21 protein-coding genes are annotated in these 23,298 nt (G+C 34.9%); 12 read left to right on the forward strand and 9 right to left on the reverse strand.

What is annotated here, in order from left to right; genetic code table 11:
* Positions 1-17 precede the first annotated feature (17 nt).
* Positions 18-761: an alpha/beta hydrolase gene (locus tag NYE52_RS05215; protein WP_341192086.1), complete on the forward strand. Its 744-nt coding sequence runs from the start codon at positions 18-20 to the stop codon at positions 759-761.
* A 37-nt stretch (positions 762-798) separates the two neighbouring features.
* On the opposite strand, the gene NYE52_RS05220 is transcribed toward NYE52_RS05215, so the two are convergent.
* Entirely contained in the window at positions 799-999 is a 201-nt protein-coding gene (locus NYE52_RS05220; protein ID WP_341192087.1) for an alpha/beta-type small acid-soluble spore protein, read from the reverse strand.
* 333 nt (positions 1,000-1,332) lie between these two features.
* Here NYE52_RS05220 and NYE52_RS05225 point away from each other — a divergent pair, with 333 nt between their 5' ends.
* Complete coding sequence (locus tag NYE52_RS05225) at positions 1,333-1,575, forward strand: hypothetical protein (RefSeq protein ID WP_341192088.1); 243 nt, start codon at positions 1,333-1,335, stop codon at positions 1,573-1,575.
* Between the two features lie 74 nt (positions 1,576-1,649).
* Here NYE52_RS05225 and NYE52_RS05230 read toward each other — a convergent pair whose 3' ends face one another.
* From NYE52_RS05230 to NYE52_RS05260, 7 genes are all read right to left on the reverse strand, one after another.
* Complete coding sequence (locus NYE52_RS05230) at positions 1,650-2,747, reverse strand: ABC transporter ATP-binding protein (RefSeq protein ID WP_341192089.1); 1,098 nt, start codon at positions 2,745-2,747, stop codon at positions 1,650-1,652.
* A 239-nt stretch (positions 2,748-2,986) separates the two neighbouring features.
* Entirely contained in the window at positions 2,987-3,889 is a 903-nt protein-coding gene (locus tag NYE52_RS05235) for a PucR family transcriptional regulator (protein ID WP_341192090.1), read from the reverse strand.
* A 279-nt stretch (positions 3,890-4,168) separates the two neighbouring features.
* The gene (locus tag NYE52_RS05240) at positions 4,169-4,345 is read right to left on the reverse strand and encodes a hypothetical protein (RefSeq protein WP_341192091.1); all 177 of its coding nucleotides are present in this window, start codon (positions 4,343-4,345) and stop codon (positions 4,169-4,171) included.
* A 32-nt stretch (positions 4,346-4,377) separates the two neighbouring features.
* The gene (locus NYE52_RS05245) at positions 4,378-5,574 is read right to left on the reverse strand and encodes a YheC/YheD family endospore coat-associated protein (RefSeq protein ID WP_341192092.1); all 1,197 of its coding nucleotides are present in this window, start codon (positions 5,572-5,574) and stop codon (positions 4,378-4,380) included.
* Positions 5,571-6,935 (reverse strand): YheC/YheD family endospore coat-associated protein, encoded by a 1,365-nt coding sequence (locus NYE52_RS05250; protein WP_341192093.1) that lies wholly within the window; start codon positions 6,933-6,935, stop codon positions 5,571-5,573. The genes NYE52_RS05245 and NYE52_RS05250 overlap by 4 nt, the downstream gene beginning before the upstream one ends.
* Positions 6,901-8,001 carry a YheC/YheD family endospore coat-associated protein gene (locus tag NYE52_RS05255; protein ID WP_341192094.1) on the reverse strand — a complete coding sequence of 367 codons (1,101 nt, stop codon included), beginning with the start codon at positions 7,999-8,001 and terminating at the stop codon, positions 6,901-6,903. Before NYE52_RS05255 ends, NYE52_RS05250 begins: the two co-directional genes overlap by 35 nt.
* On the reverse strand, positions 7,994-9,382 hold the full coding sequence (locus tag NYE52_RS05260; protein WP_341192095.1) for a YheC/YheD family endospore coat-associated protein: 1,389 nt from the start codon (positions 9,380-9,382) through the stop codon (positions 7,994-7,996). The genes NYE52_RS05255 and NYE52_RS05260 overlap by 8 nt, the downstream gene beginning before the upstream one ends.
* A gap of 267 nt (positions 9,383-9,649) precedes the next feature.
* Here NYE52_RS05260 and NYE52_RS05265 point away from each other — a divergent pair, with 267 nt between their 5' ends.
* On the forward strand, positions 9,650-10,009 hold the full coding sequence (locus tag NYE52_RS05265) for a YlbF family regulator (RefSeq protein WP_341192096.1): 360 nt from the start codon (positions 9,650-9,652) through the stop codon (positions 10,007-10,009).
* Between the two features lie 156 nt (positions 10,010-10,165).
* Here the strand turns inward: NYE52_RS05265 and NYE52_RS05270 are convergent, their stop codons facing one another.
* Positions 10,166-10,369 carry an alpha/beta-type small acid-soluble spore protein gene (locus NYE52_RS05270; protein ID WP_016201934.1) on the reverse strand — a complete coding sequence of 68 codons (204 nt, stop codon included), beginning with the start codon at positions 10,367-10,369 and terminating at the stop codon, positions 10,166-10,168.
* A gap of 506 nt (positions 10,370-10,875) precedes the next feature.
* On the opposite strand from NYE52_RS05270, the gene NYE52_RS05275 reads away from it, so the two are divergent.
* The 9 genes from NYE52_RS05275 to NYE52_RS05315 all read left to right on the forward strand — a co-directional run bounded on the left by NYE52_RS05275 (position 10,876) and on the right by NYE52_RS05315 (position 23,144).
* Positions 10,876-11,742 carry a Cof-type HAD-IIB family hydrolase gene (locus NYE52_RS05275; RefSeq protein WP_341192097.1) on the forward strand — a complete coding sequence of 289 codons (867 nt, stop codon included), beginning with the start codon at positions 10,876-10,878 and terminating at the stop codon, positions 11,740-11,742.
* Positions 11,743-11,897: 155 nt separating this feature from the next.
* Positions 11,898-13,412, forward strand: a complete 1,515-nt coding sequence (locus tag NYE52_RS05280) for a coproporphyrinogen III oxidase (protein WP_341192098.1) — start codon at positions 11,898-11,900, stop codon at positions 13,410-13,412.
* Between the two features lie 220 nt (positions 13,413-13,632).
* A complete protein-coding gene (locus NYE52_RS05285; RefSeq protein WP_341192099.1) occupies positions 13,633-14,931 on the forward strand; it encodes an NCS2 family permease in 1,299 nt (432 codons plus the stop codon).
* Positions 14,932-15,212: 281 nt separating this feature from the next.
* The gene (locus NYE52_RS05290; protein ID WP_341192100.1) at positions 15,213-16,112 is read left to right on the forward strand and encodes an ABC transporter ATP-binding protein; all 900 of its coding nucleotides are present in this window, start codon (positions 15,213-15,215) and stop codon (positions 16,110-16,112) included.
* Complete coding sequence (locus tag NYE52_RS05295; RefSeq protein WP_341192101.1) at positions 16,105-17,352, forward strand: ABC transporter permease; 1,248 nt, start codon at positions 16,105-16,107, stop codon at positions 17,350-17,352. The genes NYE52_RS05290 and NYE52_RS05295 overlap by 8 nt, the downstream gene beginning before the upstream one ends.
* A gap of 166 nt (positions 17,353-17,518) precedes the next feature.
* Positions 17,519-18,727, forward strand: a complete 1,209-nt coding sequence (locus NYE52_RS05300) for a metallophosphoesterase family protein (protein ID WP_341192102.1) — start codon at positions 17,519-17,521, stop codon at positions 18,725-18,727.
* A gap of 5 nt (positions 18,728-18,732) precedes the next feature.
* Entirely contained in the window at positions 18,733-21,729 is a 2,997-nt protein-coding gene (locus NYE52_RS05305; RefSeq protein ID WP_341192103.1) for an ATP-binding protein, read from the forward strand.
* Between the two features lie 56 nt (positions 21,730-21,785).
* On the forward strand, positions 21,786-22,733 hold the full coding sequence (gene yhaM / locus NYE52_RS05310; protein ID WP_341192104.1) for a 3'-5' exoribonuclease YhaM: 948 nt from the start codon (positions 21,786-21,788) through the stop codon (positions 22,731-22,733).
* 216 nt (positions 22,734-22,949) lie between these two features.
* Entirely contained in the window at positions 22,950-23,144 is a 195-nt protein-coding gene (locus tag NYE52_RS05315) for a sporulation YhaL family protein (protein ID WP_341192105.1), read from the forward strand.
* Positions 23,145-23,298 lie beyond the last annotated feature (154 nt).

A 23,298-nucleotide genomic window follows, 5' to 3' on the forward strand; every position in this document is an offset into this window, starting at 1 on the left:
GGGAAGTAGGAAAATGGATGAAGGGAATTTTAATGGAGAGGCAGGTGCAAAATCGATCTTTGAGCATCTATTTGCCTCCCTCTTATCATGTATTATCAAATAGATACCCAGTAATCTATGTTCACGACGGAGAATCCCTTTTTCATTCAGTAGTAGGTGAATTAGAGGAATTATTCTGTTTAGATATAGTAGAAGAAGTAATTCTTGTTGGAATCGAACCGATTGACCGACTTTCTGAGTATACGCCTTGGTTTTCACCTAGCATTCGTTCTGATTTTCCATCTTTTAATGGAGAAGGAAAAAAGTACTTGAACTTTATTATAGAAAGCATTAAGCCGTATATCGATACGCACTTTTATACCAAATCAGATTATTTAAATACTGGCATGATGGGAGCATCCTTAGGTGGATTAATATCTTTATATGCTATGGATGAATTGGCTGATTATTTTTCTAAATTTGGATTTATTTCTCCATCCTTATGGTATCCAAACATGCTTTCCTATGTACAAGAAAGTCAGATTGATAAGGAAAAAAGTATTTTTTTATATGTTGGAGAGGAAGAGGGAAAGTGGAAGAAAAATATCCAAAGAGATATGGTGAAAAATGTGTTAATCGTTAATGAACTCTTTTTAGAAAAATTACCAAAAGAAAAATATCAATTTGTTCTCGGCAAGAATGCTGATCATAAAAAAGAACATTTTATTTCTCAGTTTTTAAACGGGGTAAAATGGTTATATTCGAAAAGCAAGCCCTCCTAAGAGTAGGAGGGCTTTTAGCCATTATATAAAATTGTTATTAACCTTGAAATCCACCTAGTTGCTTTTCAGCCATTTGTACTAAGCGTTTTGTAATTTCTCCACCAACAGATCCATTAGCGCGAGAAGTTGTTTCTGCACCTAGGTTTACACCAAATTCAGATGCAATTTCGTATTTCATTTGATCTAGAGCTTGAGATACTCCTGGTACTAAAAGTTGATTTGAATTATTGTTTGCCATTGTGTTCCAGCTCCTTCTAGTTGTTTTTTTTGGTTGGGTTAACTGGAATTGCACCAGTTTGTAAGAATTTCTTACTACCACTAGGTATAACCCAATAATTAATATAGTGATAAAGCTTTCTCTCTGTTATGTTGTTGCTTTGGTTGTTGCTTGTACTATTATTATGGTTGGATTTCTTTTTCTTATTCCAAAAAAATAAAAGGGAATTAATTCCTTTTATTACAATTGGATAGTTTGCTTTTCAATACAGAAACTAAAGACAGTGAGAAAGTGAAGCTTCCATTCTTAGGGGTTTTGCTGTCTGTGAAGATAGAATGAAGGAAGGTTGTTATAATGGAATCTATATGCCCTATTTGTAATGGGATGGAAAACTTAAAAAGGACTTGTGCCAACTGTGGATTTCAAGTGGAAGATAAGGGACGAGTAATGGACTATTATGATGATTATAGTGCCTATATGCCAATTGATCAGATGAAGCTAGAAGATGGCTATCAGGATTTATCTGCACATTTATGTCCTCATCTTGTACAGTGTACCCATTGTGGGCAGGAAGAAATTTTATTAATAAAGGAATAGAGGGAAAGATTTTCTCAAATATCGAAAAAAGCTTACCAAGCATCTAGCAAGGTAAGCTTTTTAGAATAATGTAATTAACGAATACGAAGTTCAGTTTCTTTATCAAAGAAGTGACCTTTATTCATATCAAATGCTAATTTTACTGCTTGACCAGCTTGAAGGTCTGCTCTTGAATCTAAGCGAGCTACAAATTCTTTGCCAGATAGAGTAGAATATACAAGGCTTTCTGCACCTGTTAATTCAAATACTTCTACTTTTGCATCAAAACTTGTATTTTCTGAACTGCTTATAAATACTAATTCATCATGGATATCTTCTGGACGAACACCGAATACAACTTCTTTTCCAACATAATTTTGCTCGCGTAATGTTTTCAATTTTCCTTCAGGAATGATGAAAGAAGTATCGCCAAGTACTAATTTATTGTCAACAACTTTTCCTTCAAAGAAGTTCATTGCTGGTGAACCAATGAATCCGCCTACGAAAACATTTTCTGGTTTTTCGTATACTTCTTTTGGAGCACCAACTTGTTGAATGATTCCATCCTTCATAACAACAAGTCTTGTAGCCATTGTCATTGCTTCTGTTTGGTCATGCGTTACATAAATTGTAGTTGTTTGTAATCTTTGGTGAAGCTTTGAAATTTCAGCACGCATTTGCACACGTAATTTAGCATCTAAGTTCGATAATGGCTCATCCATTAAGAATACTTTCGCATCACGAACAATAGCGCGACCTAGTGCAACCCTTTGACGTTGTCCACCTGATAATGCTTTTGGTTTTCTCTTTAAGTATTCTTCTAATCCTAGAATTCTTGCAGCATTATTTACTCTTTCTTCAATTTCCGCTTTAGGGAATTTACGAAGTTTTAAACCGAATGCCATATTATCATAAACTGTCATATGTGGATATAATGCATAGTTTTGGAAAACCATTGCGATGTCACGATCTTTTGGTGCAACATCGTTAACACGTAAATCATCAATAAAGAAATCACCTTTTGAAATATCTTCAAGACCTGCAATCATACGAAGAGTTGTAGACTTACCGCAACCAGAAGGACCAACAAATACGATAAATTCTTTATCTTGAATGTGTAAATTAAAATCTTTAACCGCTTCAACTTTTTCATCATAAATTTTATAAATATTCTTTAATACTAGTTCTGCCATTTTGATTTCCCCCTACTAGTTTATAGTTATACTTTACCACTTTTGATAACGTTTTCAAATTGGCGAAATGCATGAAAAACGCTTACAAGGTTTTGAGCAAAATGCCTAAGAACTTGTATCATAAAGGGAAATTAGCATCCTTCTTAGCAAAAAAATGATGTGTTTTGTGCAATTTGTAGTAAAAAAGGAGGGAAAGTAAATCGTGAGCAAAAAAAAAGCCAATAATGGCTTTTGGGTGTCTACTTTCCGCTAGTATAGTATAAACAAGCTAGATAGGTGGTAATATAGGTGTGATAATTTTTTAGGTCAAATCCTGTTTTTTCTGTAAACTTATCGAGGCGATATTGTAATGTATTGCGATGAATAAATAATTGTTTGGCTGTATTGGTACTGTGACCATTGTTCTCTATAAATGTTTTAATGGTAAGCAGCAGTTCTTTATCTTCCTCAAAAATAGAAAACCATTCTCTAAATAATTCAAGTTCATCTTCTCTTAGTCGACTAATTAAGAGGTTTGGAAGTATCGTTTCTAAGCTAAGTACAGTAGTTTTTGGCATAAATACTAGGCCTTTAGAAAATAAGTTTCTTTCTTGCCCAAAAATGGTAGGGATAGGACTGCTTAGCTTCATTTCTTTGCCAATATAAAAACAAATAGAAAAAAAGAAATCTGACTGTAAGGCTCGTGCAAGGGCAAGGAAATCTTCCTCTTCTAAATATTGATCATTTTTCTCTATTACCACACCCTCATTATAACCATTCCATATAATAAGACTATTTCGATGAATAAAGCCATTGAATGCGGATTCAATTAAATTTTTTTCGATGGAAGCAGAGTCACCTTTAATTTGAAACTGTATGAAACGTAATGTTTCAATATTTTTGAAAGATGGTTGGTCTCCGTTGAAATAAAGATATTGATTCCAAGTATATTCCTCTTTTTTCAATGTTTCATCTGGCTGAAAAAAATCATAGCACGCTTTTAATAAATCTAGCTGAGAAGGATCTATTTCTTGTTTTTGTATTCCAATCCAATCATCTTGAAAATTGATCTTGAACCAATAATAGTCAGAAAGCTGAGATGGGGTTGGAGGTGTTGATTGCTCCAAGCTCTGTTTATAATAGGCTAATAATTTATGCTTCAATTGATTGCTACCTCCGAAATAGTAAAAACATTTTCATAATTTTATTTTATAACTTTTTATAGAAAAGGGGCAAGTGTTGGTAGTGGGGGAAGTCAGTTTTGGCTGAAAAAGGAAAAGATTGGCTGATATGTCGTGAGTTTTGGCTGAAAAAGGAAAAGATTGGCTGATATGTCGTGAGTTTTGGCTGAAAAAAGAAAAAGATTGGCTGATATTCCATGAGTTTTGGCTGAAAAAACTAAAAATAACCCCCATTATAGCTAAATAATGGGGCGTACACATTTATTCTTCTAAATGAGGAGGTTCTTCTTCGGGTAGCTCTCTTGCTTCCTCGATATTGGTATAATCTTCTCTATTTATAACGGTGCCGCCAGCCAATCCTTCATTAATCATACGGTCAATATCTATATAGGCTTCGTCTCTGCCGTTATATTCAAGATCTTTTTTCGCTTTTTTCATGATAATCCCTCCTATAATATAGGATGGGTTATCTAATCTGTTTTATTCTTAAAGGGAAAATTAGTCAATGTATAAAAGAGTTTTATTAGTTGCTGGCATCTTTTCTCCTCAATCTCTTCCTCATCAAATAACATCGGTTTAGCATTAATTTCAAAAAGATAATAATTGCCTTTCTTGTCTACACAGGCATCAATCGAAAATTCACCAAGGAAACCATATTTTTTGGTTAAAATGGTTCCGCAATGGTTGACTAGTTTTTCGAAAAATAGGTCATGCTCCTTCTGCTGCACTTCATGATAGGCAAGCATTTTTCCACCTGATGGAATATGAGTCGTTACATCTTGTTGTTTAGATTGTCTTACTCCAACTCCTGTTAGGACATAGCGATTATCTTCAAAAATAACTAGCAGGCGAAAATCGTAGCGGCTTCCATTATATAGTGCCCCATCAATTTCTTCTTGGATTAGATAGTTCTTATCGAGCCATTCTTCTTGATATTGATTCCATAGTTCATCCAAGCTAGAGAAAAAAGCTGTCCCCTCTGTCGTGCTTATGCTTATGGAATGATCATTTTCTCGCCTTATGCGGTAAATGTTTTTCCCCTTGTAGCCCTCGACTGGTTTTAAGTAGATGCTATTATAGGCAAGAAAAAAAGTAACGAAATTCTCTTTTCCCTCTAATAGTGATGTTTTTGGTAAATGCTCACTTAACATAGGATACTCGTTGAAAAGTTCATAAAGATTCCATTTATTAATAAAGGAAGAATTAAAGAACGGGATTCCTTTTTCTTTTAGGAAGGATACTGCAGTTTGGAAGACATCTTGCTTTTCTGTCTTTCGAAAAGGCACCCGATTATAAACAATGTTTGGCAATGGTGTAATTGCTTTTATCCATTTGTTTCGAGTAGAGCAAAAAATATATCCAGTTAGCTGGTCTTTTTGTAAATTATCAGGAGGAAAGATAATGATAATTCCTCCCGAGTACTGCTGTAATTGTTTTAGAAGCCCCATAAAGAGCGCGCTATTCCCGATTAATTTGTTTTGTTTATTTCTTGCGACCATTATGCCTATTAGTGGACCAATTTTCTTTCCATTTTTGACAATTGGAAAAGCGATATGATTAGGATGTGGATTAGCGGTGGATAAAGGGTTATTAGATGACCCAAAAAAGTAATTGCCTGTTGAAGCGGTATACCAATTTTCTTTTTCGGAATCATAATAGATATTCATTGATAGATATCCTCAAGCCTATGGATGTTTTGTTCCATTAGGTAGACAGCGTATTCTAAGGACTTTCGTCGTGTTTCCAGATCGAATTTCCTTAAAGAAGGATGTTTAAAGATGCTTCTCCCAGGTTTAGCATTTGCTTCGAACAACCAAACGCGTCCTTTTCGATCCAATCCTAAATCGAAGCCAATTTCGCCAATATATCCTTCCATCTGCTTTTCCAGCGCTTTACTTATTTGCAAGGATGCTTTGGAAAGTTTGGTTATCATTTCTTCGCTTTTAAGGTCCGTATCCAATAATTCTTCCATTGCTTTTACGGTGCCTCCATTGTTAAGATGTGTGGTGACACTTCCTGCACCGGCAATTTTTGCAGCAATGGCAGTCATTTCCCACTGACCATCCTTATTTTTATTTGTATGAACGCGAAAATCGATTGATTTTTTTTCAGACCTAATTAAGTGAATACCTTGTTGAACAATATAATGAGATAGGTTTTGATTTTCGAATAAATGGTTAATTAATGCTTCTAAATGGTCAAATTTCATTAACCGATTGCCTTGGTCTATATCTTTAAAGCGGGTATAGTAATGGCCATCTTTTTTATCATATAATAGCTGATAGATTCCTTTCCCAAGGCTCCCGTTTTTCGGTTTAATATACACATTGCCAAAGTTTGAGAGCATTCTTTCGATGACAGAAAAATTTGTAAGAGCATGAGTTTCTGGTAAGTAATCAGAAATACTATCATCCTGCAATAGGCGTTCATAAATGTCTAATTTATTAAAGAAGCCGGGATTATACCAAGGAATGGAATATTCCTTTTGTAATCGTTTTTTAACAGCTTGAATTTTGTTTAGATTTTCGATTCTCCGATTAGGTATACGATCATACACAACGTTTGGAAAAGGGACCTCTATTGGTTTCCAGCCATCCTCATAGAATAGTCCATTAATTGTTCCTTTTTCCCAATTAATATGTTGCTCTCCAAATAGGAAGGCGACAACCCCAACTGTTTTTTGTACGGAAAGTAGTTTTGAAAATAGAATGGAACGATCGCCGATTGGGCGCACTTTAATGGTTGAAAAACCAGATGTGAATATTCCAACCAGTGGTCCTACATATAAGGTTTCTTGCTCTATAAATAAGTGAACATTAGAAGTGGCCGAGGGGAAAAATAAGTCTTTAAAAAGATCGGAACTTATTCCCACCGTATTTCTTGTTTTTCTATGCTTTTTAATGGTTGCTTCCTTACTTGTAGCCCCAAACGCAAGTATTTTTAAGTTTGTAGTTGTTTCAAAATCAGTTGGGAGGTAGACTGTATTTTCACTATCAGTGATTATTTCGATGGGATATAGCTTTTTCATCTAGATTCCTCCTTTTAGTGTCAGCTAGTTTAGCAGCATAAAGGACCGGAGCTTTATATAATTTCTCACATAGATGAGGATAGGCTGTCATGATTACTTTTCTACCAGGCTTTGAATTGACATCGAGGATCCATAACGATCCGTTTGGTGTGATGCCAATATCTACGCCGATTTCAAATAAGGCAGAGAAGGAATCTTCTAAGATAGAAGGAAGTAGAGAAAATATCTCCGCCATTTCCTGTTTAAGAAAGCTTTTTAATTTCATGTGAACGGACGTAAACCAATCATCGAAGGAGACAACCGATGCGCCAGCACTTAAGTTAGAAATAATCTTTCCTTTTTCTCCAATACGAACTCCTTTTTCAATGACTTCCCATTCTTCATTCGGATTTTTTTGCAATAAAGCACGAATATCAAATGGTTGCTCCTCTTTGTTTGAAAGAGGTAGATAGGCTTGCATGAGATAGGCATTTCTATTTAAAAGCTGATTAAGCCATTTATTAAACGTCATTCGATCAGAAAATATCTTTTCTACTGTTTTATCTTTTTTATCGGTTCTGACCAATATTCCTTCTTTTTGTTTCTTTATAAAATAGAGCCCATTTCCTTGTGATCCATTTATCGGCTTAATAATAACAGGATTTAAGCTCTGAAAATTCACTTGGTTCGCTGATTGTAGGAGGAAGGTTTCTGGGATATAAGCAGCAAGCTTTGATTCGCGCAATACTTGATATAGTTGCCATTTGTTTGGCAATCCATTGCCGATAAAGGTGATATCAGGCTGCTTTTTAAGCCATTGAATAATATTTTTGCATTGGATAGAATAAGAATCGTCATGATAGAAACAACGATCATATAAAATAGAAGGAACTGGGAATTCTGATTCTATCCAAGTGTCTGAGTCTGGTAGATATTCTTTTCCTTTTACAGTATGTGTAAAGGGATGGTAGGTGGATGGGACAAAGTGATAAATAGTTAAGTTATAATCACGTCCATATTTTGCTATCTGGTGAATATAATTGTTTTCATGATCTAAGGATAATGACATAATTCCAAATTTATTCATCTTTTGATATCTCCTTTAAACAAGGGGAAAAGGAAAGTGCAATAAAATATTCAAGCAAAGCTTTCGTAGATGGCCTTGTTTTCTCAATATGTTCCTCTAATTTCTTAGAAGGTTTAGAATTTACTTCTATAACCCATAGCTGACCTTTTTTATCCATTCCAATATCAATTCCTAATTCTCCTAAGTACCCATTTGTATTTTCACTAAGGATAGTTGCTATTTCTAAAGCTAATGCTTTTAATTCTTCTAATTTTTGTGATGCATTTTCTGTATTTAACAAATCATTTAGAACAACTTTTGCTGGCTTCATCTCTGCACCTTGGGCAAGATTTGCAACGATTGCTTTCTGTTGTGCAATTCTTGCAACAGTAGAGGTAATGGTCCAATTATTTTCAAAATTTTTATGACAAAGGATTCGGAAGTCAAGTGACCGACCATTCCATTTTTGAAAATCAATTCCTTGTTGGCAAATGTACCTTCTCCGCTTGGCGTATCCTTCTAGCCATTTCCATAGCTTTTGTTCCTCTGTAAATTGCTGACTTTTTCCCTTCTTTTTCCCAGAAGAAAGGGTTGCGATATAGTGATTGTCTACGGTTTCCATATGAATGATATTTCTTCCTTGGCTTCCATGAACAGGTTTAACGTATAGAAGGGGAAATATTTTTAGCATGGAGTTGAAATTTTGATAAGTAAGTGGTTCTGTCAATGGTAAATGCTTTTTAATAGTTGTGTTTTTGGCTAAAAGTTGATACGTTTCATCCTTTGAGAAAAACCGGCTATTAAAAATAGGGATTTCTTTCTCTTTAAGCAATTTTTTTAGCTTTATAAAGGTGGTACTCGCATCTGCCTTTCGAGAATGGAGTCGATTATAAATAACATTCGGGTAAGGGAAATGGTGCTTAGTCCAAGTATGATTATTAAAAAAATAACCATGAATTTTATCCTCTTGAAAATTTTGTAGTCCAAAAAGATAAAAAAATCCGCCAATTTGAGCTAATTCTTCGGCTAATTCCTTACATAAATGTTGTATGGATGGGAAGGAAATATCTTCCTTGTGATCATTAACTTCTGTTAATATGCCTATAACAGGTCCTAAATGAAGTGTTTGATTTTTATTAAAATAAGGAATAAGAAAAGTCTCTATTTCCTTAGGTAGAAGCAATGCTTCTTCTAAATTGGGACTAAAAACAATGTCTTGCTTTTCAAGAGCATGTATTTCAACAGCTACTTGAAGCCTCATCTTAGCTACACATACATACACAGGATCATTCAAATTTATGTTTAAAAATTTAAGTAAAGAGTGACTGATTGCGATAGTTAATCCTTCTAACTTCTCTTGAAAATCATTTTTTTTAAATAATTGTAAAAATTTAAGTGTCATTCAGATTCCCCATTTGTTTTCAAGATAGGAAGAGTCAATACAGATATTCGCCTATTTTGGTGCTGATATATCGTATGAAAGAATAGCAAAGATGTGATAAGTTTAAAGATATATATCCACTAATCATTGCTCTTAGCCCATATCAGAGATCAAGGGCCATTAATAATAGATGCTTTTCCTATATTTCTGAAATAGAGGTATTTCTGGTATTATGATGCATAGTTTGTTATAGTGGAGACAATTGTTAAATAAAGGAGTTGTTTTTTAATGGCAGTAAATGTACATGATCCTGCAAATGAATTAGAGAAAGCGATTCGTCAAAGTGATGAATATACAGAATTGAAAAAAATGTATGATACGGTAAATGGAGATCCTTCCGCAAAAGCGATGTTTGATAATTTCCGTAATATTCAATTACAGCTTCAACAAAAGCAAATGGCAGGTCAAGAAATTACACAAGAAGAAGTAGAACAAGCACAAAAAACAGTGGCACTTGTTCAACAACATGAAAGCATTTCAAAACTAATGGCCGCAGAACAACGCATGAGCATGCTAATTGGTGAATTGAATCAAATTATCATGAAACCATTAGAAGAGCTATATGGACCTGCTCAACAACAGCAATAAGCAAGAAACTCTGCTATTTTAAAATAGTGGAGTTTTTTTGAGGGAATCAGGGGGACGGTTCTACTGATTCCCTGTGTTTCACAATAAATAGAGGAGGATGGCAAATTTGCCATCCTCCTAAAGTCATATCTATTTAATTACAATACTTTGTTTTACTTAAAATTTGCTACCGCCAAGTTGTTGCTCAGCCATTTGTACTAATCTTTTAGTGATTTCGCCACCAACTGAACCGTTAGCACGAGCAGTAGTTTCAGCACCAAGGTTTACTCCAAACTCTGATGCAATTTCATATTTCATTTGATCCAATGCTTGAGATACTCCTGGAACTAATAATTGATTTGATGAATTGTTATTTGCCATGATGAATGTTTCCTCCTTGAGTGATTTAATTGATGTTACGTTTATTATTTTAAAAAAAATCACGTATTTTATACAAAAAAGTAAAAAGCAATTTTTTCCATAGGATGGTCTTTAAAAAATAATCAAATAATCTCAGAGAGGACCTCCCAAAATTACAACTGAATCCGTTCAAAAAATTAAAAGGTTTAGAACAGATTCGTTCCATTGCGCTAAAGACAGTTGCTTTCCGCGGGGAGGAAGCTGAGCCTCCTCGGCTGGCTTCGCCTGTGGGGTCTAAAGCGTCCTCTATTTTCCGCAGGAGTCAACTGTCTTCCGCTTCATTCCACTATTGCTTAAAAATACATTTTAGAAGTACTAAGTTAAAAAACAACAATAACCTTATAGAAATAACCACAATAAATCACTACTTCTTCCGTTAATCTTCCCTCAAAAGTTCTAATATGCTTGTTTCTCACATAAATGATATATAAAGACAAAACATCTACATCGAAGAAATGGGGGATTTTATGATTTATCGCTTATTAGCTTTAAATATCGATGGTACTCTCCTTCAATCAAATGGGCGTTTAACAAAATCAACGAAAGAAGCAATTGAATATGTACAACAAAAAGGAATCTATGTAACACTTGTAACAGCAAGAAGTTTACCATCAGCTAGAAAGGTAGCAAAAGCGTTGAAATTGGATAGTTACATCGTTGCACATGAAGGCGCATTAGTCTCCAATAATGAAGAAGAAACTATCTTTGTTAAAAGAATAGCAGAAGATCTTACTTCAGATATTGTTCGTTTCTTAGAAGGATTCATTTGCCAAATTCGTTTAGTACATGAAAAGTTCTCGTTGGCAAATAAATCAAAGCTCCATCATAATATGCTAGCAAAAACGGTTTTGTCTTCTGGAGACCCCGTTTTTTATTCCCACCAATTTGTCGATGTTTTAAGCGATGTATTATTAGAAGAACCAGTTAGTCCACCTAAAATGGAAGTATACTTTGAAGACAAAAAAGATTGCCAGGATGCAAAAGAAGTCCTTGAAAAGATGTTTGTTGATATTCATATTGTTCAACATAATGAGCTGCGATTGGATATTTTACCAGCAGGTGTCTCAAAACTAAATGGATTGCTCTATTTAGGAGAAATCCTTGGAATAAGAAGTAGTGAAATGGTCGCTATAGGTGATGGATTAGATGATTTAGAAGTTATTGAAGCGGTTGGTCTTGGGGTAGCGATGGGGAATGCACCAAATCAGTTGAAAATCGCTGCTGATTGGGTAACGAGATCGAATAATCAAGATGGGGTTGCTTATATGGTAAAAGAACATTTCCGGAAACAGCAACCAATTGAATTTTTACGAAAAATGAATATTATAAAATAGCCCTTAATTAACACGGAGGAGTCGTAATTTGACTTCTCTTTTTTGATGTTGGTAAAGGAATTAAGAAAGTTTTTTGACCTTTCTAGTTACTTTTTGTAGACTAAAGTATAATTGGATAAAGAAGTATTCTAGAATAAAGGTGTGTTGAGAAAAGTATGAAAGTTATATATATACAGGGGCTAACGGATGAACGTTATATAAGACCGTTGGAGCATATAGGTAATTTGTTTTTTGAAGATACAAAGGTTTTATTTAAAGAACCGGAAGAAAAGGCAGACCTTCATGTATTTTTCGAAACAGAGATGACGGGAAATGAATATATCGTTAAAGGGAAGCTAGAGGAGCTAGTAGAAGGAAATATATTTGATAGCAAGGCAGAGCTTGGCGATTTATCAGAAAAAGAAATATTCAAGCAAATGAAAAAAGCCATTTCCAAAAGTTATTTGCTGATGCTGCAAGAGTATACAGGCATGGTGCAAAAATGGGGAATATTAACAGGAATTCGGCCAACAAAGCTTCTCCATCGTCATATGCAAAATCAAACCCCGATAGAAGAAGCGCATCAGGCATTGCGAGAAGAGTATTTAACGTCAGATGAAAAAATTAATTTAATGCAAAAAATCATTGATCGACAATTAGCGGTAATTCCGGATTTATATGATTTAAAAAAAGAAGTAAGCATCTATATTGGAATTCCCTTTTGTCCGACTAAATGTGCTTATTGTACTTTCCCAGCTTACGCGATTAATGGTCGTCAAGGGTCTGTTTTCTCCTTCTTAGGCGGGCTTCATTATGAAATAGAGAAGATTGGAGAATGGCTAAAAGAGAAGGATATCAATATTACGACAGTATATTATGGCGGAGGAACTCCAACTAGTATTACTGCAGAGGAAATGGACATGCTTTATGAACGAATGTATGCTTCTTTTCCAAAGGTAGAAAATATTCGCGAGGTAACAGTGGAAGCTGGAAGACCAGACACGATTACTCCAGAAAAACTTGACGTTCTGAAAAAATGGAATATTGATCGAATTAGTATTAATCCACAATCGTATACACAACAAACATTGAAAGCTATTGGTAGACATCATACTGTCGAAGAGACGATTGAAAAGTATCATTTAGCACGAAAACACGGAATGAATAATATTAATATGGATTTAATCATCGGACTTCCTGGTGAGGGCGTTGAGGAGTTTAAGTATTCTCTTGATAAAACAGAAGAATTAATGCCAGAATCTTTAACAGTTCATACACTTTCTTTTAAACGTGCGTCCGAAATGTCTCGTAATAAATCGAGATATAAGGTTGCAGATCGAGAGGAAATCCAAGAGATGATGAAGATGGCTGAAGAATGGACAGAGGAATATGATTATGTCCCATACTATTTATACCGACAGAAAAATATTCTTGGCAATTTAGAGAATGTTGGCTATTCCAAGAAAAATCAAGAAAGTATCTACAATATTATGATGATGGAAGAACTGCAGACAGTCATCGGTCTTGGCTGTGGTGCATCTAGTAAATTTATTCATCCAGTAACAGGAAAAATCACACAATTCTCTAATCCGAAGCATCCAAAGACGTATAATGAAAGCTTTGAGGAATATACCGATAAAAAAATAGCCTTATTAAACGAACATTTTTCAGTCGAAGCTTCTAAACATTAATAATCTGTAAAAAATCTACCGAAACTAATATGCGTTCTGGTAGATTTTTTATGCTTTCATGTCATTTTTTTGTATGGAAAGCAAAAGCTAGTGTAAGACTAATAAATGCTTTTCACTAAATCGACAAAAAATTTATCGTGAAAAACAGTTGCTTTTTGTAGTAAAAACGAATAACATAGAAAATGTTGTTTTTAAATGTTCGTTTTTTGGAGGTTTTTTCATGTTTAACTTAAAACAAAATAATACTACCGTGAGAACGGAGTTAATGGCTGGATTTACTACTTTTTTAACAATGGTTTATATAGTAGTTGTCAATCCAGATATTCTATCAAAAGCAGGAATTCCGTTTGATCAAGTATTTCTTGCAACAATCATCGCAGCAGTTGTGGGAACATTATGGATGGCTCTTTTTGCAAATTATCCAATTGCTATTGCACCAGGAATGGGCTTAAATGCATATTTCGCCTTTTCTGTGGTCGGAAATAATAACGTCGATTATACAGTTGCTTTATCAGCAGTATTTGTTGCAGGTATCATTTTTGTTATTCTATCATTAACGCCTTTTAGAGAAAAATTGATCCTAGCGATCCCTGAAAACTTAAAGCATGGTATTACAGCGGGAATTGGCTTGTTTATCGCTTTTATTGGATTAAGACAAACAGGAATTATTGTGGATAATCCAGAAAATCTTGTCGGATTAGGTGATCTTAAGTCTCCTACCGTTATCCTAGCACTTGTCGGTTTAGCCATCACTATCATTCTTTTTAGCTTGAATGTAAAAGGGGCTTTATTCTTAGGGATGATTGCAACAAGTATTATCGCATATTTCACTGGATTCTTATCCTTTGACAATGGAATCATGGCAACACCACATTTGCCTGAAGGACTTATCATTAGTAATCCATTTACTGCGTTTGGTGATGTTATTCAACATGGGCTATATGCAGTCGTTTTTTCCTTCTTATTGGTAACGATTTTTGATACGACTGGAACAATGATTGGGGTAGCCGAGCAAGCAGGATTAATGAAAAATAATAAATTGCCTAAAGCAAGACAGGCGCTACTTGCTGATTCACTTGGAACATCTGTAGGGGCGATGTTTGGGACAAGTCCAACAACTGCATTTATCGAATCTACCTCAGGTGTCGCTGCAGGTGGACGTACTGGATTAACAGGTGTAACTGTTTCCGCATTATTTATTCTATCTGCCTTTTTTGCTCCGTTAGTTAGTAGTATTTCTGGTTTATCTGCTATTACAGCTCCTGCATTGATTATCGTCGGAAGCTTGATGATGGGGGCGATAAGTGATGTGAAATGGTCTGAGTTTGATGAAGCTTTCCCAGCCTTTTTAGTTATTCTTAGTATGCCACTTACATCAAGTATCGCAACAGGAATAGCACTTGGCTTTATCTCTTATCCATTATTAAAGCTAGTAAAAGGGAAAGGGAAAACAGTTCATCCATTAGTATATGTGTTCGCTGTTTTATTCCTCTATCAATTAGTGTTTTTACCACATTAAATAAAAGCTGCTGATAACTCTTTAGAGCTAATCAGCGGCTTTTTTAATTATTAAGATAGTGGTTAGAACAAGGTCGTTCTATCGCTCTCCAAACAGTTGCTTTCCTCCATTAGTCGCAGTATTCAATAATAGCTGCTTGCTTTCACCCTCATTTGGTAACATGAATAATCCCTAACCTAGTTGCTGAAAATATATTAATGGTCGCTTAATTCTAGTGAATTCTGTATAAAATGAAACTTTTTACAACTCAAATCGTAATAGAAAAGGGAGGAGGGGATTTTGTGTCTTTAGAGTTAAAAAATGTGACAAAAAAATTTGGTTCGTTCACTGCTGTGGATGATTTATCCATATCTATTCCTGAGAATGAAATGTTCGGCTTTTTAGGAGGAAATGGGGCAGGTAAGACGACAACTTTTCGCATGGTTCTAGGAATTTTGGAAAGTACATCTGGACAAATAACATGGAATGATAAGCCGATTAATTATTCCACAAGTCCTTATATTGGATATCTTCCAGAAGAAAGAGGGTTATATCCGAAATTAAAAGTACGTGACCAGCTTGTCTATCTAGCTAGACTAAGAGGGATGGAAAAAAAGGCTGCTTTAAGAGAATTGGAATATTGGCTTGATCGCTTTAAAGTTCCAGAATATATAGATAAAAAAGTGGAGGAGCTTTCCAAAGGAAATCAGCAGAAAATCCAATTCATCAGTGCTGTTTTACATAAGCCGAAACTATTAATTCTTGATGAGCCATTCAGCGGGCTAGACCCAGTAAATGTAGAGCAATTAAAAAGTGCAGTTGTTGATTTGAAAAATAATGGAACGAGTATTGTTTTTTCTAGTCATCGGATGGAGCATGTTGAGGAATTATGTCAGCATTTATGCATTATGCATAAAGGAAAGCCTGTTGTTCATGGGTCACTTAAAGAAATTAAAAGAAGCTTTGGGAAGAAAAATGTAACCATTCATGCTGATTTTGATTTGACGCATTTAATTCGCTATCCAGGTGTTTTAAAGTTAAAGGAAACTGCCGAGGGAGTTTCTCTTCAAATTGAAGGAGAGGAAATTGCGGAAAGAATTTTAAAAGATATTGTTGGAAAAGGCTTTATCCGTAAATTTGCATTAGAAGAGCCTTCATTAAACGATATTTTTATCGAAAAGGTAGGTGCTTCTCTTGAATAGTTTTTGGATTATCTTATTCCATACTTTTTTAAGTAAGTTTAAAACAAAATCCTTCTTAATTACTACGGCGATTACCTTATTATTTGTTGTTGCACTCACAAATCTTACTAGCATTATTGATACTTTTTCTGGAGAAGAAGGGAAATCAGAAATTGCTGTAATCGATCAGAGTAACTCTTTATTACCTGCCATTCAAGAAGCAACAGAGACATTGAATGAAGACGTTAAACTTGTTACGTATAATGATGGGGAAGAATCAGCTAAAAAAGAAGTCGAAGAAGGCAACTATAGTGGATTATTGATTTTAGATGTTGATTCGAGTAATTTACCAATAGCTACTTATTATACGATGGATATTGCTGAATCGTCCATTTCTGATAATTTATCAAATAGTATTCAACTGGTTAAAAGTCAATTAGCAGCGAATCAGCTCAACTTAACAAATGAGCAGCTAGCAAAATTGAATGAACCAGTTTCCTTTGAGAAAATTGCTCTTGAGAAAGATGCGAAGACAGAAGAAGAATTAAGTCAAGCTAGAGGGTTAGTTTATGTTCTCTTATTTTTGATTTACTTTGCGGTCATTCTATATGCCAATATGATAGCAACAGAAGTCGCAACTGAAAAATCATCACGCGTAATGGAAATTTTGATTTCCAGTGTATCGCCAATAAAGCATATGTTTGCGAAAATCCTGGGGATTGGACTATTAAGCTTAACTCAGTTAGCTATATTACTGCTTGTTGGTTACTTTTCATTAACTAGCAATGAAAGTTTAAGCTCGATGGAAGGGTTCTTAGGATTTAGTGAAGTACCTGTTAGTACAATCATTTATGCAGCAATCTTCTTTATTTTAGGCTATTTCTTATATGCGACTCTAGCTGCATTACTCGGCTCGCTTGTCAGTAGAATTGAAGATGTCCAGCAAATGATTACACCAATGACATTATTGATTGTGGCAGGATTTATGATTGCAATGTTCGGACTAAGTGCACCAGACACCACTTTTGTAACGATTACATCTTATATCCCATTCTTCACTCCGATGCTTATGTTTATGAGAGTTGGAATGCTGAATTTACCTGTTTGGGAGCCGATCTTAGGAATCATTATTTTAGTTGCTACCATTATGATTCTAGCTATATTTGGGGCTAGAGTTTATAAAGGCGGCGTCCTGATGTATGGAAAATCAAATTCTTATAAAGATATAAAAAAAGCGCTGCAGCTTACGAAAAAAGAATAAAATTGTGAAAAGCCTCATGAATAGTGAGGCTTTTCTTGTGGAGAAATTTAACTATCACTAGAAAATCAGTTAATCGATTAAAAATACCCACTAAGCAAAGATAAGAACGTGCATTCGTATTTTTCGCATGGTAGAATAGAAGCAAATAGGTTTAGGACGTGAGAGTATGGAATTATCCTTTATTCATTGTGCGGATTTACATTTAGATAGCCCGATGGTTGGGCTGAAAAATTTGCCAACATCTATACATAACAAGCTGAAGGAAAGCACATTTATTGCATTTAAAAAAGTAATCGATACTGCTATCAATAAAAAAGTAGATTTTATGATAATTGCTGGGGATATTTATGATGGGGAAGATAGAAGTATAAGAGCACAGATCCGATTTCGAGATGAGATGCTACGTTTAAAAGAAAATCAAATCGAGGTTTATCTTGTCCATGGGAATCATGATCATGTAAATGGGAACTGGGTAAAGATAGACCTGCCTAATAATGTTCATGTTTTTCCATCTATGGTCACGCTAAAGCAATTTGTAAAAAATAATATATCTGTAAATTTATATGGATTTAGTTATGAAACAAGACATGTGAAAGAGAGAAAGATTGATGAATATGAACGAAGGGAGGATGCTAATTTTCATATCGGAATATTGCATGGGAATTTAGAGGGGGCCACTGAACATAGTGCTTATGCTCCTTTCCATGTTAAAGATTTACTTTCTAAAAAAATGGACTATTGGGCATTAGGACATATTCATAAGCGGGAAATAGTAGAAACGATACCGCCTATTGTGTATCCAGGAAATATCCAAGGTCGCCATAAAAAGGAAACAGAAGTAAAGGGATGTTATTTTGTAGAATTAAGTGAAGGAGAGTCTCGCTTAGCGTTTATCCCTACATCGGAAATTATCTGGGAGTCATTGATAATAGATGCAAGCTCAGTTCATACATTTGATGATTTATATAGGCTTTGTCGGGAAAAAATCGATGAAATCAGAGATGGAAGGTATTCCTATATTATTTCCATGGAGATAAAACATTTACGGATGGAAGATACTTTTCTCGATTCTGATTTATTAGAAATCCTCCAGCAGGATGAAATCGATTCAGATTCCTTTGTATGGGTTACCTCCTTAAAGAGTCAGGAAAATACGGAGTGGTTAAAAGAGAATCTCTTAAAGGAATCGGCATTTTATGAAGAATTATTTGCTGTTACAGAGAATTATGAAGAAATAGATAAAGCAGTTGCCTCTTTATATCAACATCCAAAGGCCCATCGATTCTTAGAAGAACTAACAGTTAATGAAAAACAAGAATTAGCAAAAGAAGCAGAAGACTTACTGCTTACAATGCTTGTAAAAAGCGGGAGGTGAGCAAGGTGGAATTAAAGAAGATAACGATTTATGGTTATGGAAAGCTAGAAAATATAACATTCTCCATCCATTCACCCATTCATGTTTTTTATGGGGAAAATGAGGCAGGAAAATCGACTATTATGAGTTTTATTCATAGCATTTTATTTGGATTCCCAACAAAACAGCAGGCGGAATTAAGATATGAGCCAAAGCTACAGCATAAATATGGTGGTCAACTAGAGATATTCTTTCCTAAGATTGGACTAGCAACGATAGAAAGAGTGAAAGGAAAAGCTTCCGGTGATGTAACAGTCACTTTGGAGGACGGGAGAAGAGGTCAGGAAGAGCTTTTAAATGAACTGTTAGCAGGAATGGATAAAGGTCTTTACCAATCTATTTTTTCTTTTAATTTATACGGATTGCAAAATGTGCAGCAATTAAAGGGAGAAGAACTGGGAAGGTTTTTGTTTTCAACAGGTGCGGTTGGCTCGGATCGACTATTAAAAGTAGAGAATGAGTTACAGAAGGAATTAGACTTACGCTATAAGCCAAGTGGAAAAAAGCCTATCCTAAACGAAAAGCTACATGATTTACGAGAAAGACATCGGCATTTAAAAATAGCAGAAAAAGATAATAATCAATATGAACAATTGTTGGCAGAGAAAGATCAGTTAGAAAAAGAAAAAATTCAGGCAGAAGAAGCGTTAAAAAAGGAAGAACATGAAATAAGATTATTGGAAGAATGGACGAAAATTAAAAAGATTGTTCAAGAAAAGGAAATAATCGAACAAAAATTAGAAACGTATAAGGAGTTAACTTTCCCACAAAATGGTTTAGCTAGATGGGAAGCACTAAATGAGAAAATACTCTCTGTAGAAGCGGAAATCCGACATTTGGAAACAAAAACGCTAGAAATAGAAAAAGAAGTGGCAAGTTGCTTTATTCAAGAAGAAATCCTCGCTGCTGAAAATGAAATATTGCTTGCTATTGAAAAATTGCCTGTTTATGAACAATTACAGAATCGGCAAACGCAAGTGCAAAATCAAATAAAGAATATAGACACAGAAATTGATAGTTTAAAAAGCAAATTGCATTTGCCAATAGAGGAAGAGATTTTATTAAAGGAAAGTAATACAAGCATATTTATAAAAGAACAAAGTGCACAAGCAGCTTCTAAACAACGAAGATTAAAAGAGCAGAAAGAGGAGCTGGATGAGCGATTAAAGGAAGAGCAAACCACTTTAGAATCGTTAGAAGAGACGGTGAAGGGTTATAAGCAGAAGCTATTAACCAAAGAAGAACGCACTATGTTAGAAGAACGTGTGAAAAGTGATAATAAAGTTCAATGGAACAAAGAGAAGGCTGATTTATTAGGAAGAGAAATCCATCAATTGGAAGAACAGACAAAGGTAGAAAAGCAGCGTTTTAAACAGAATATGCTGGTAACAAGCTTCTTATCGGTATTTCTTGTCCTAGTTGCAGGAGGAGCTTTATTTTTTGAACAATGGTTCGTCGCTTTTGTTAGCTTAACTATTTGTATTGCTTATTTTTTCGTGTTTTTATCGGGCAGAAAACTTGCTAAAAAGGAAATTAGAAAAATAGAGAAAAGAATAGTGCTTATTAAGGAAGAAAGAGAGCAGCTACTAGTAACCTTTGAAGGCGGACAGGGTGCTTTTCTTCATGATGAACAGAAGCTAGAAGAAGATACAAAACGGAGAGATGCTTTTACACAGCTTCAGTTTAGATTAGATCAACAAAATGAGAGCTATGAAAGAGTATTACAGGGCTTTGAAAAGTGGGAAGCGGATTTTCTTGCTCATCAGAAGCTATTGCGAGAATTGGCAAATGAGCTTAAAATTCCGTATGAATTAGCAACGCAACAGATATATGATGCATTTTTATTAATTGAAGAATGGAAAGCAAAGGATAGAGAAAGATTTTCTGTCCATCAAGAGCTGGAGGAAATTCTGCAAACAAAGGAACAAATTTCTAACGCAATTACGCTTCTTTTTCACAAATTTATTGGAGAAGAGGAAGAAACGATTACAAATAGATGCTATCGATTAAAATCAGCATTAGCAGAAGAAAAAATGAAAAAAGATATGGTTGAAGCATGTCGAAGAAAGCAAGCTGATATAAAAGAAAATATGGATAGACATCAAACAGAGTATAGCCGCTATTTAGAAGAAAGGACAGCACTGTTTTCCATTGCTGGGGTAGAGGATGAAGAAGTTTTTCGTGAAAAGGCTGCAATGGAAAGAGAAAGAGAAAAATATACGAACCGGCTTTCTACAATCGATTTACAATTAGAGATGGCGAATATCTCAAAAGAACAAATTCATGTGTATCAAAGAATTATAGATCCAGAGCTACAGTTAAAAGAAAAACAAACAAACATAGAACGATTAGCGTCCCGTTTAACAGAGGTTAGAGAAGGGGTTGCTGCGATTAACTTTACGCTTTCGAGAATTGAAAGTGGAGGTACTTATACCGATTTATTGCATACATTTAAACAGTCTCAGTCGGAATTCAAAGAAGAAGCGAGAGAATGGGCAAAATTTGCCCTAGCAAAACAACTGTTAGCCAAAACAGTTGAGCAATATAAACAAAGGCAATTACCTGCTATGCTTCAGAAGGCAGAAGAAAATCTAGCTTTTCTGACAGAAGGGAAATATATTCGGATATTGCCAATGGCAGAGGGAGCTGGATTTCTAGTAGAGAGCCGCCAGCATGTTTTTTATGAGGCAAAAGAATTAAGTCAGGGAACGACTGAACAGCTATATTTATCGATTCGAATTGCCTTAGCGCAAACATTTTATCAAAATTATTATATTCCATTTATCATTGATGATAGTTTTGTTAATTTTGATGAAAAGCGAACGGAAAAAGTCATTCAATTATTAAAGAAATGTGAGCGAAATCAGCTAATATTCTTTACTTGTCATCACCATTTATTGAAACACTTTCCTGAGGGGAGTTTGCATGTATTACCAACAGAGGAAAGAGAAACAAGCTTATAAAGATTGAATAACTTCATGCTATACTAAATAAAGAGATAGATAAAGGAGAGAGTGTGTTGGACAAAAAAGGAGTACTTCAATATGAGGTTGGGGAACAATTTGAATCTTATTTATTAATAAAGAATGCGACAAAAGCAATTGCAAGTAACGGCAAACCTTTTATGACGCTTATTTTTCAAGATAAAACGGGTGAAATTGAAGCAAAGCTTTGGGATGCTACGGATATGGATGAACAAAGCTATCGTCCTGAAACAATTGTAAGAGTTAATGGTGATATTCAAAGCTATCGAGGAAAGCTCCAATTAAGAATTCGCCAAATTAAAGTTGCTACAGGAGAAGAAGGCATTCGATTAGCTGATTTCCTTGAAACAGCCCCACTAACGACAGATGAGATGTTGAGTAAAATTACTCATTATATTTTCGAAATGCAAAATCCAAATATCCAGAGAATAACAAGGCATTTAGTCAAGAAGCATCAAGAGGAATTTTTGCAATTTCCTGCAGCGACTAAAAATCATCATGAATTTGTTTCTGGGTTAGCGTATCACGTTGTAAGTATGCTAGATTTGGCAAAAGCAATAGCGAATCTTTACCCAAGCTTAGATAAAGATTTACTATATGGAGGAATCATCCTTCATGACCTTGGAAAAGTCATCGAATTGTCTGGCCCAATTTCCACTTCTTATACACTGGAAGGAAATCTACTGGGACATATTTCCATTATGATAAATGAAATAGGAAAAGCAGCTGATGAGTTAGGAATTAGAGGTGAAGAAGTGGTTATTCTTCAGCATTTAGTATTGTCTCATCATGGCAAGCCAGAATGGGGAAGCCCGAAAGCTCCGTTAATTAAAGAAGCGGAAATCTTACATTATATCGATAACTTAGATGCAAAAATGAATATGCTTGATCGTGTTTTAGAAAGAGCAAAACCAGGTGAATTTACGGAAAGAGTTTTCCCATTAGAAAATCGATCCTTTTATAAACCGACCTTCCATAAGTAAGCTTACACTTTTAAAATATAGAGATGTTTCGTTTCCTCAGGAAATGGTTGCTGTTGCAACCATTTTTTTTTTGCATAGAAATAGTATAAGAATCAATAGTGATCGATTGTTAGGTATAACTAAATTATTGCGAAAACGACATAGGAGGGAATAATCTAGTTTTTCTAGCATAGGATGAAGTAAAAGAGGGCTATTACTAGAAAGGGGTAATTTTATATGCTAGGAATTCCACTATGGGTTATTTTAGTACTTGGAGGCATCGCAATTAGTGCGTTTATGGCAGTTAAAACAGGAAGAGAGGACAGAGCGGTAGAAAATGAAATTATTGAGCGGGAAGGGGAGGTTTATATGAAAAGGCTAGAGGAAGAGAAAAAGCGCAAAAATGGAGAAGAGAGAGTATATGAGCATTAAGTTAATTGGGGTGATAAAATCGATTGTCTCCAATAATGGTTAGAAACCTTTTCATACACTTTATTTTGCACAGGGGATCACATTCTACAAATTCCTTTCCTATTTAGCATTGTGTCGTGTATGGGAAATTTGTAGAGGGGGTCCTTTGTTTTTT

Source organism: Niallia sp. FSL W8-0635, assembly GCF_038007965.1.
In the GTDB taxonomy this organism is placed as follows: Bacteria; Bacillota; Bacilli; order Bacillales; family Cytobacillaceae; genus Niallia.

Excerpts from the sequence above, each read along its gene's own strand:
- NYE52_RS05260 (WP_341192095.1), bottom strand. The coding sequence starts at position 9,382 with ATGACACTTAAATTTTTACAATTATTTAAAAAAAATGATTTTCAAGAG.
- NYE52_RS05225 (WP_341192088.1), top strand. The coding sequence starts at position 1,333 with ATGGAATCTATATGCCCTATTTGTAATGGGATGGAAAACTTAAAAAGG.
- NYE52_RS05300 (WP_341192102.1), top strand. The coding sequence starts at position 17,519 with ATGGAATTATCCTTTATTCATTGTGCGGATTTACATTTAGATAGCCCG.
- NYE52_RS05250 (WP_341192093.1), bottom strand. The coding sequence starts at position 6,935 with ATGAAAAAGCTATATCCCATCGAAATAATCACTGATAGTGAAAATACA.
- NYE52_RS05220 (WP_341192087.1), bottom strand. The coding sequence starts at position 999 with ATGGCAAACAATAATTCAAATCAACTTTTAGTACCAGGAGTATCTCAA.
- NYE52_RS05245 (WP_341192092.1), bottom strand. The coding sequence starts at position 5,574 with ATGAATATCTATTATGATTCCGAAAAAGAAAATTGGTATACCGCTTCA.
- NYE52_RS05280 (WP_341192098.1), top strand. The coding sequence starts at position 11,898 with ATGAAAGTTATATATATACAGGGGCTAACGGATGAACGTTATATAAGA.
- NYE52_RS05275 (WP_341192097.1), top strand. The coding sequence starts at position 10,876 with ATGATTTATCGCTTATTAGCTTTAAATATCGATGGTACTCTCCTTCAA.
- NYE52_RS05240 (WP_341192091.1), bottom strand. The coding sequence starts at position 4,345 with ATGAAAAAAGCGAAAAAAGATCTTGAATATAACGGCAGAGACGAAGCC.
- NYE52_RS05255 (WP_341192094.1), bottom strand. The coding sequence starts at position 8,001 with ATGAATAAATTTGGAATTATGTCATTATCCTTAGATCATGAAAACAAT.
- NYE52_RS05285 (WP_341192099.1), top strand. The coding sequence starts at position 13,633 with ATGTTTAACTTAAAACAAAATAATACTACCGTGAGAACGGAGTTAATG.
- NYE52_RS05215 (WP_341192086.1), top strand. The coding sequence starts at position 18 with ATGAAGGGAATTTTAATGGAGAGGCAGGTGCAAAATCGATCTTTGAGC.
- NYE52_RS05315 (WP_341192105.1), top strand. The coding sequence starts at position 22,950 with ATGCTAGGAATTCCACTATGGGTTATTTTAGTACTTGGAGGCATCGCA.
- NYE52_RS05230 (WP_341192089.1), bottom strand. The coding sequence starts at position 2,747 with ATGGCAGAACTAGTATTAAAGAATATTTATAAAATTTATGATGAAAAA.
- NYE52_RS05265 (WP_341192096.1), top strand. The coding sequence starts at position 9,650 with ATGGCAGTAAATGTACATGATCCTGCAAATGAATTAGAGAAAGCGATT.
- NYE52_RS05270 (WP_016201934.1), bottom strand. The coding sequence starts at position 10,369 with ATGGCAAATAACAATTCATCAAATCAATTATTAGTTCCAGGAGTATCT.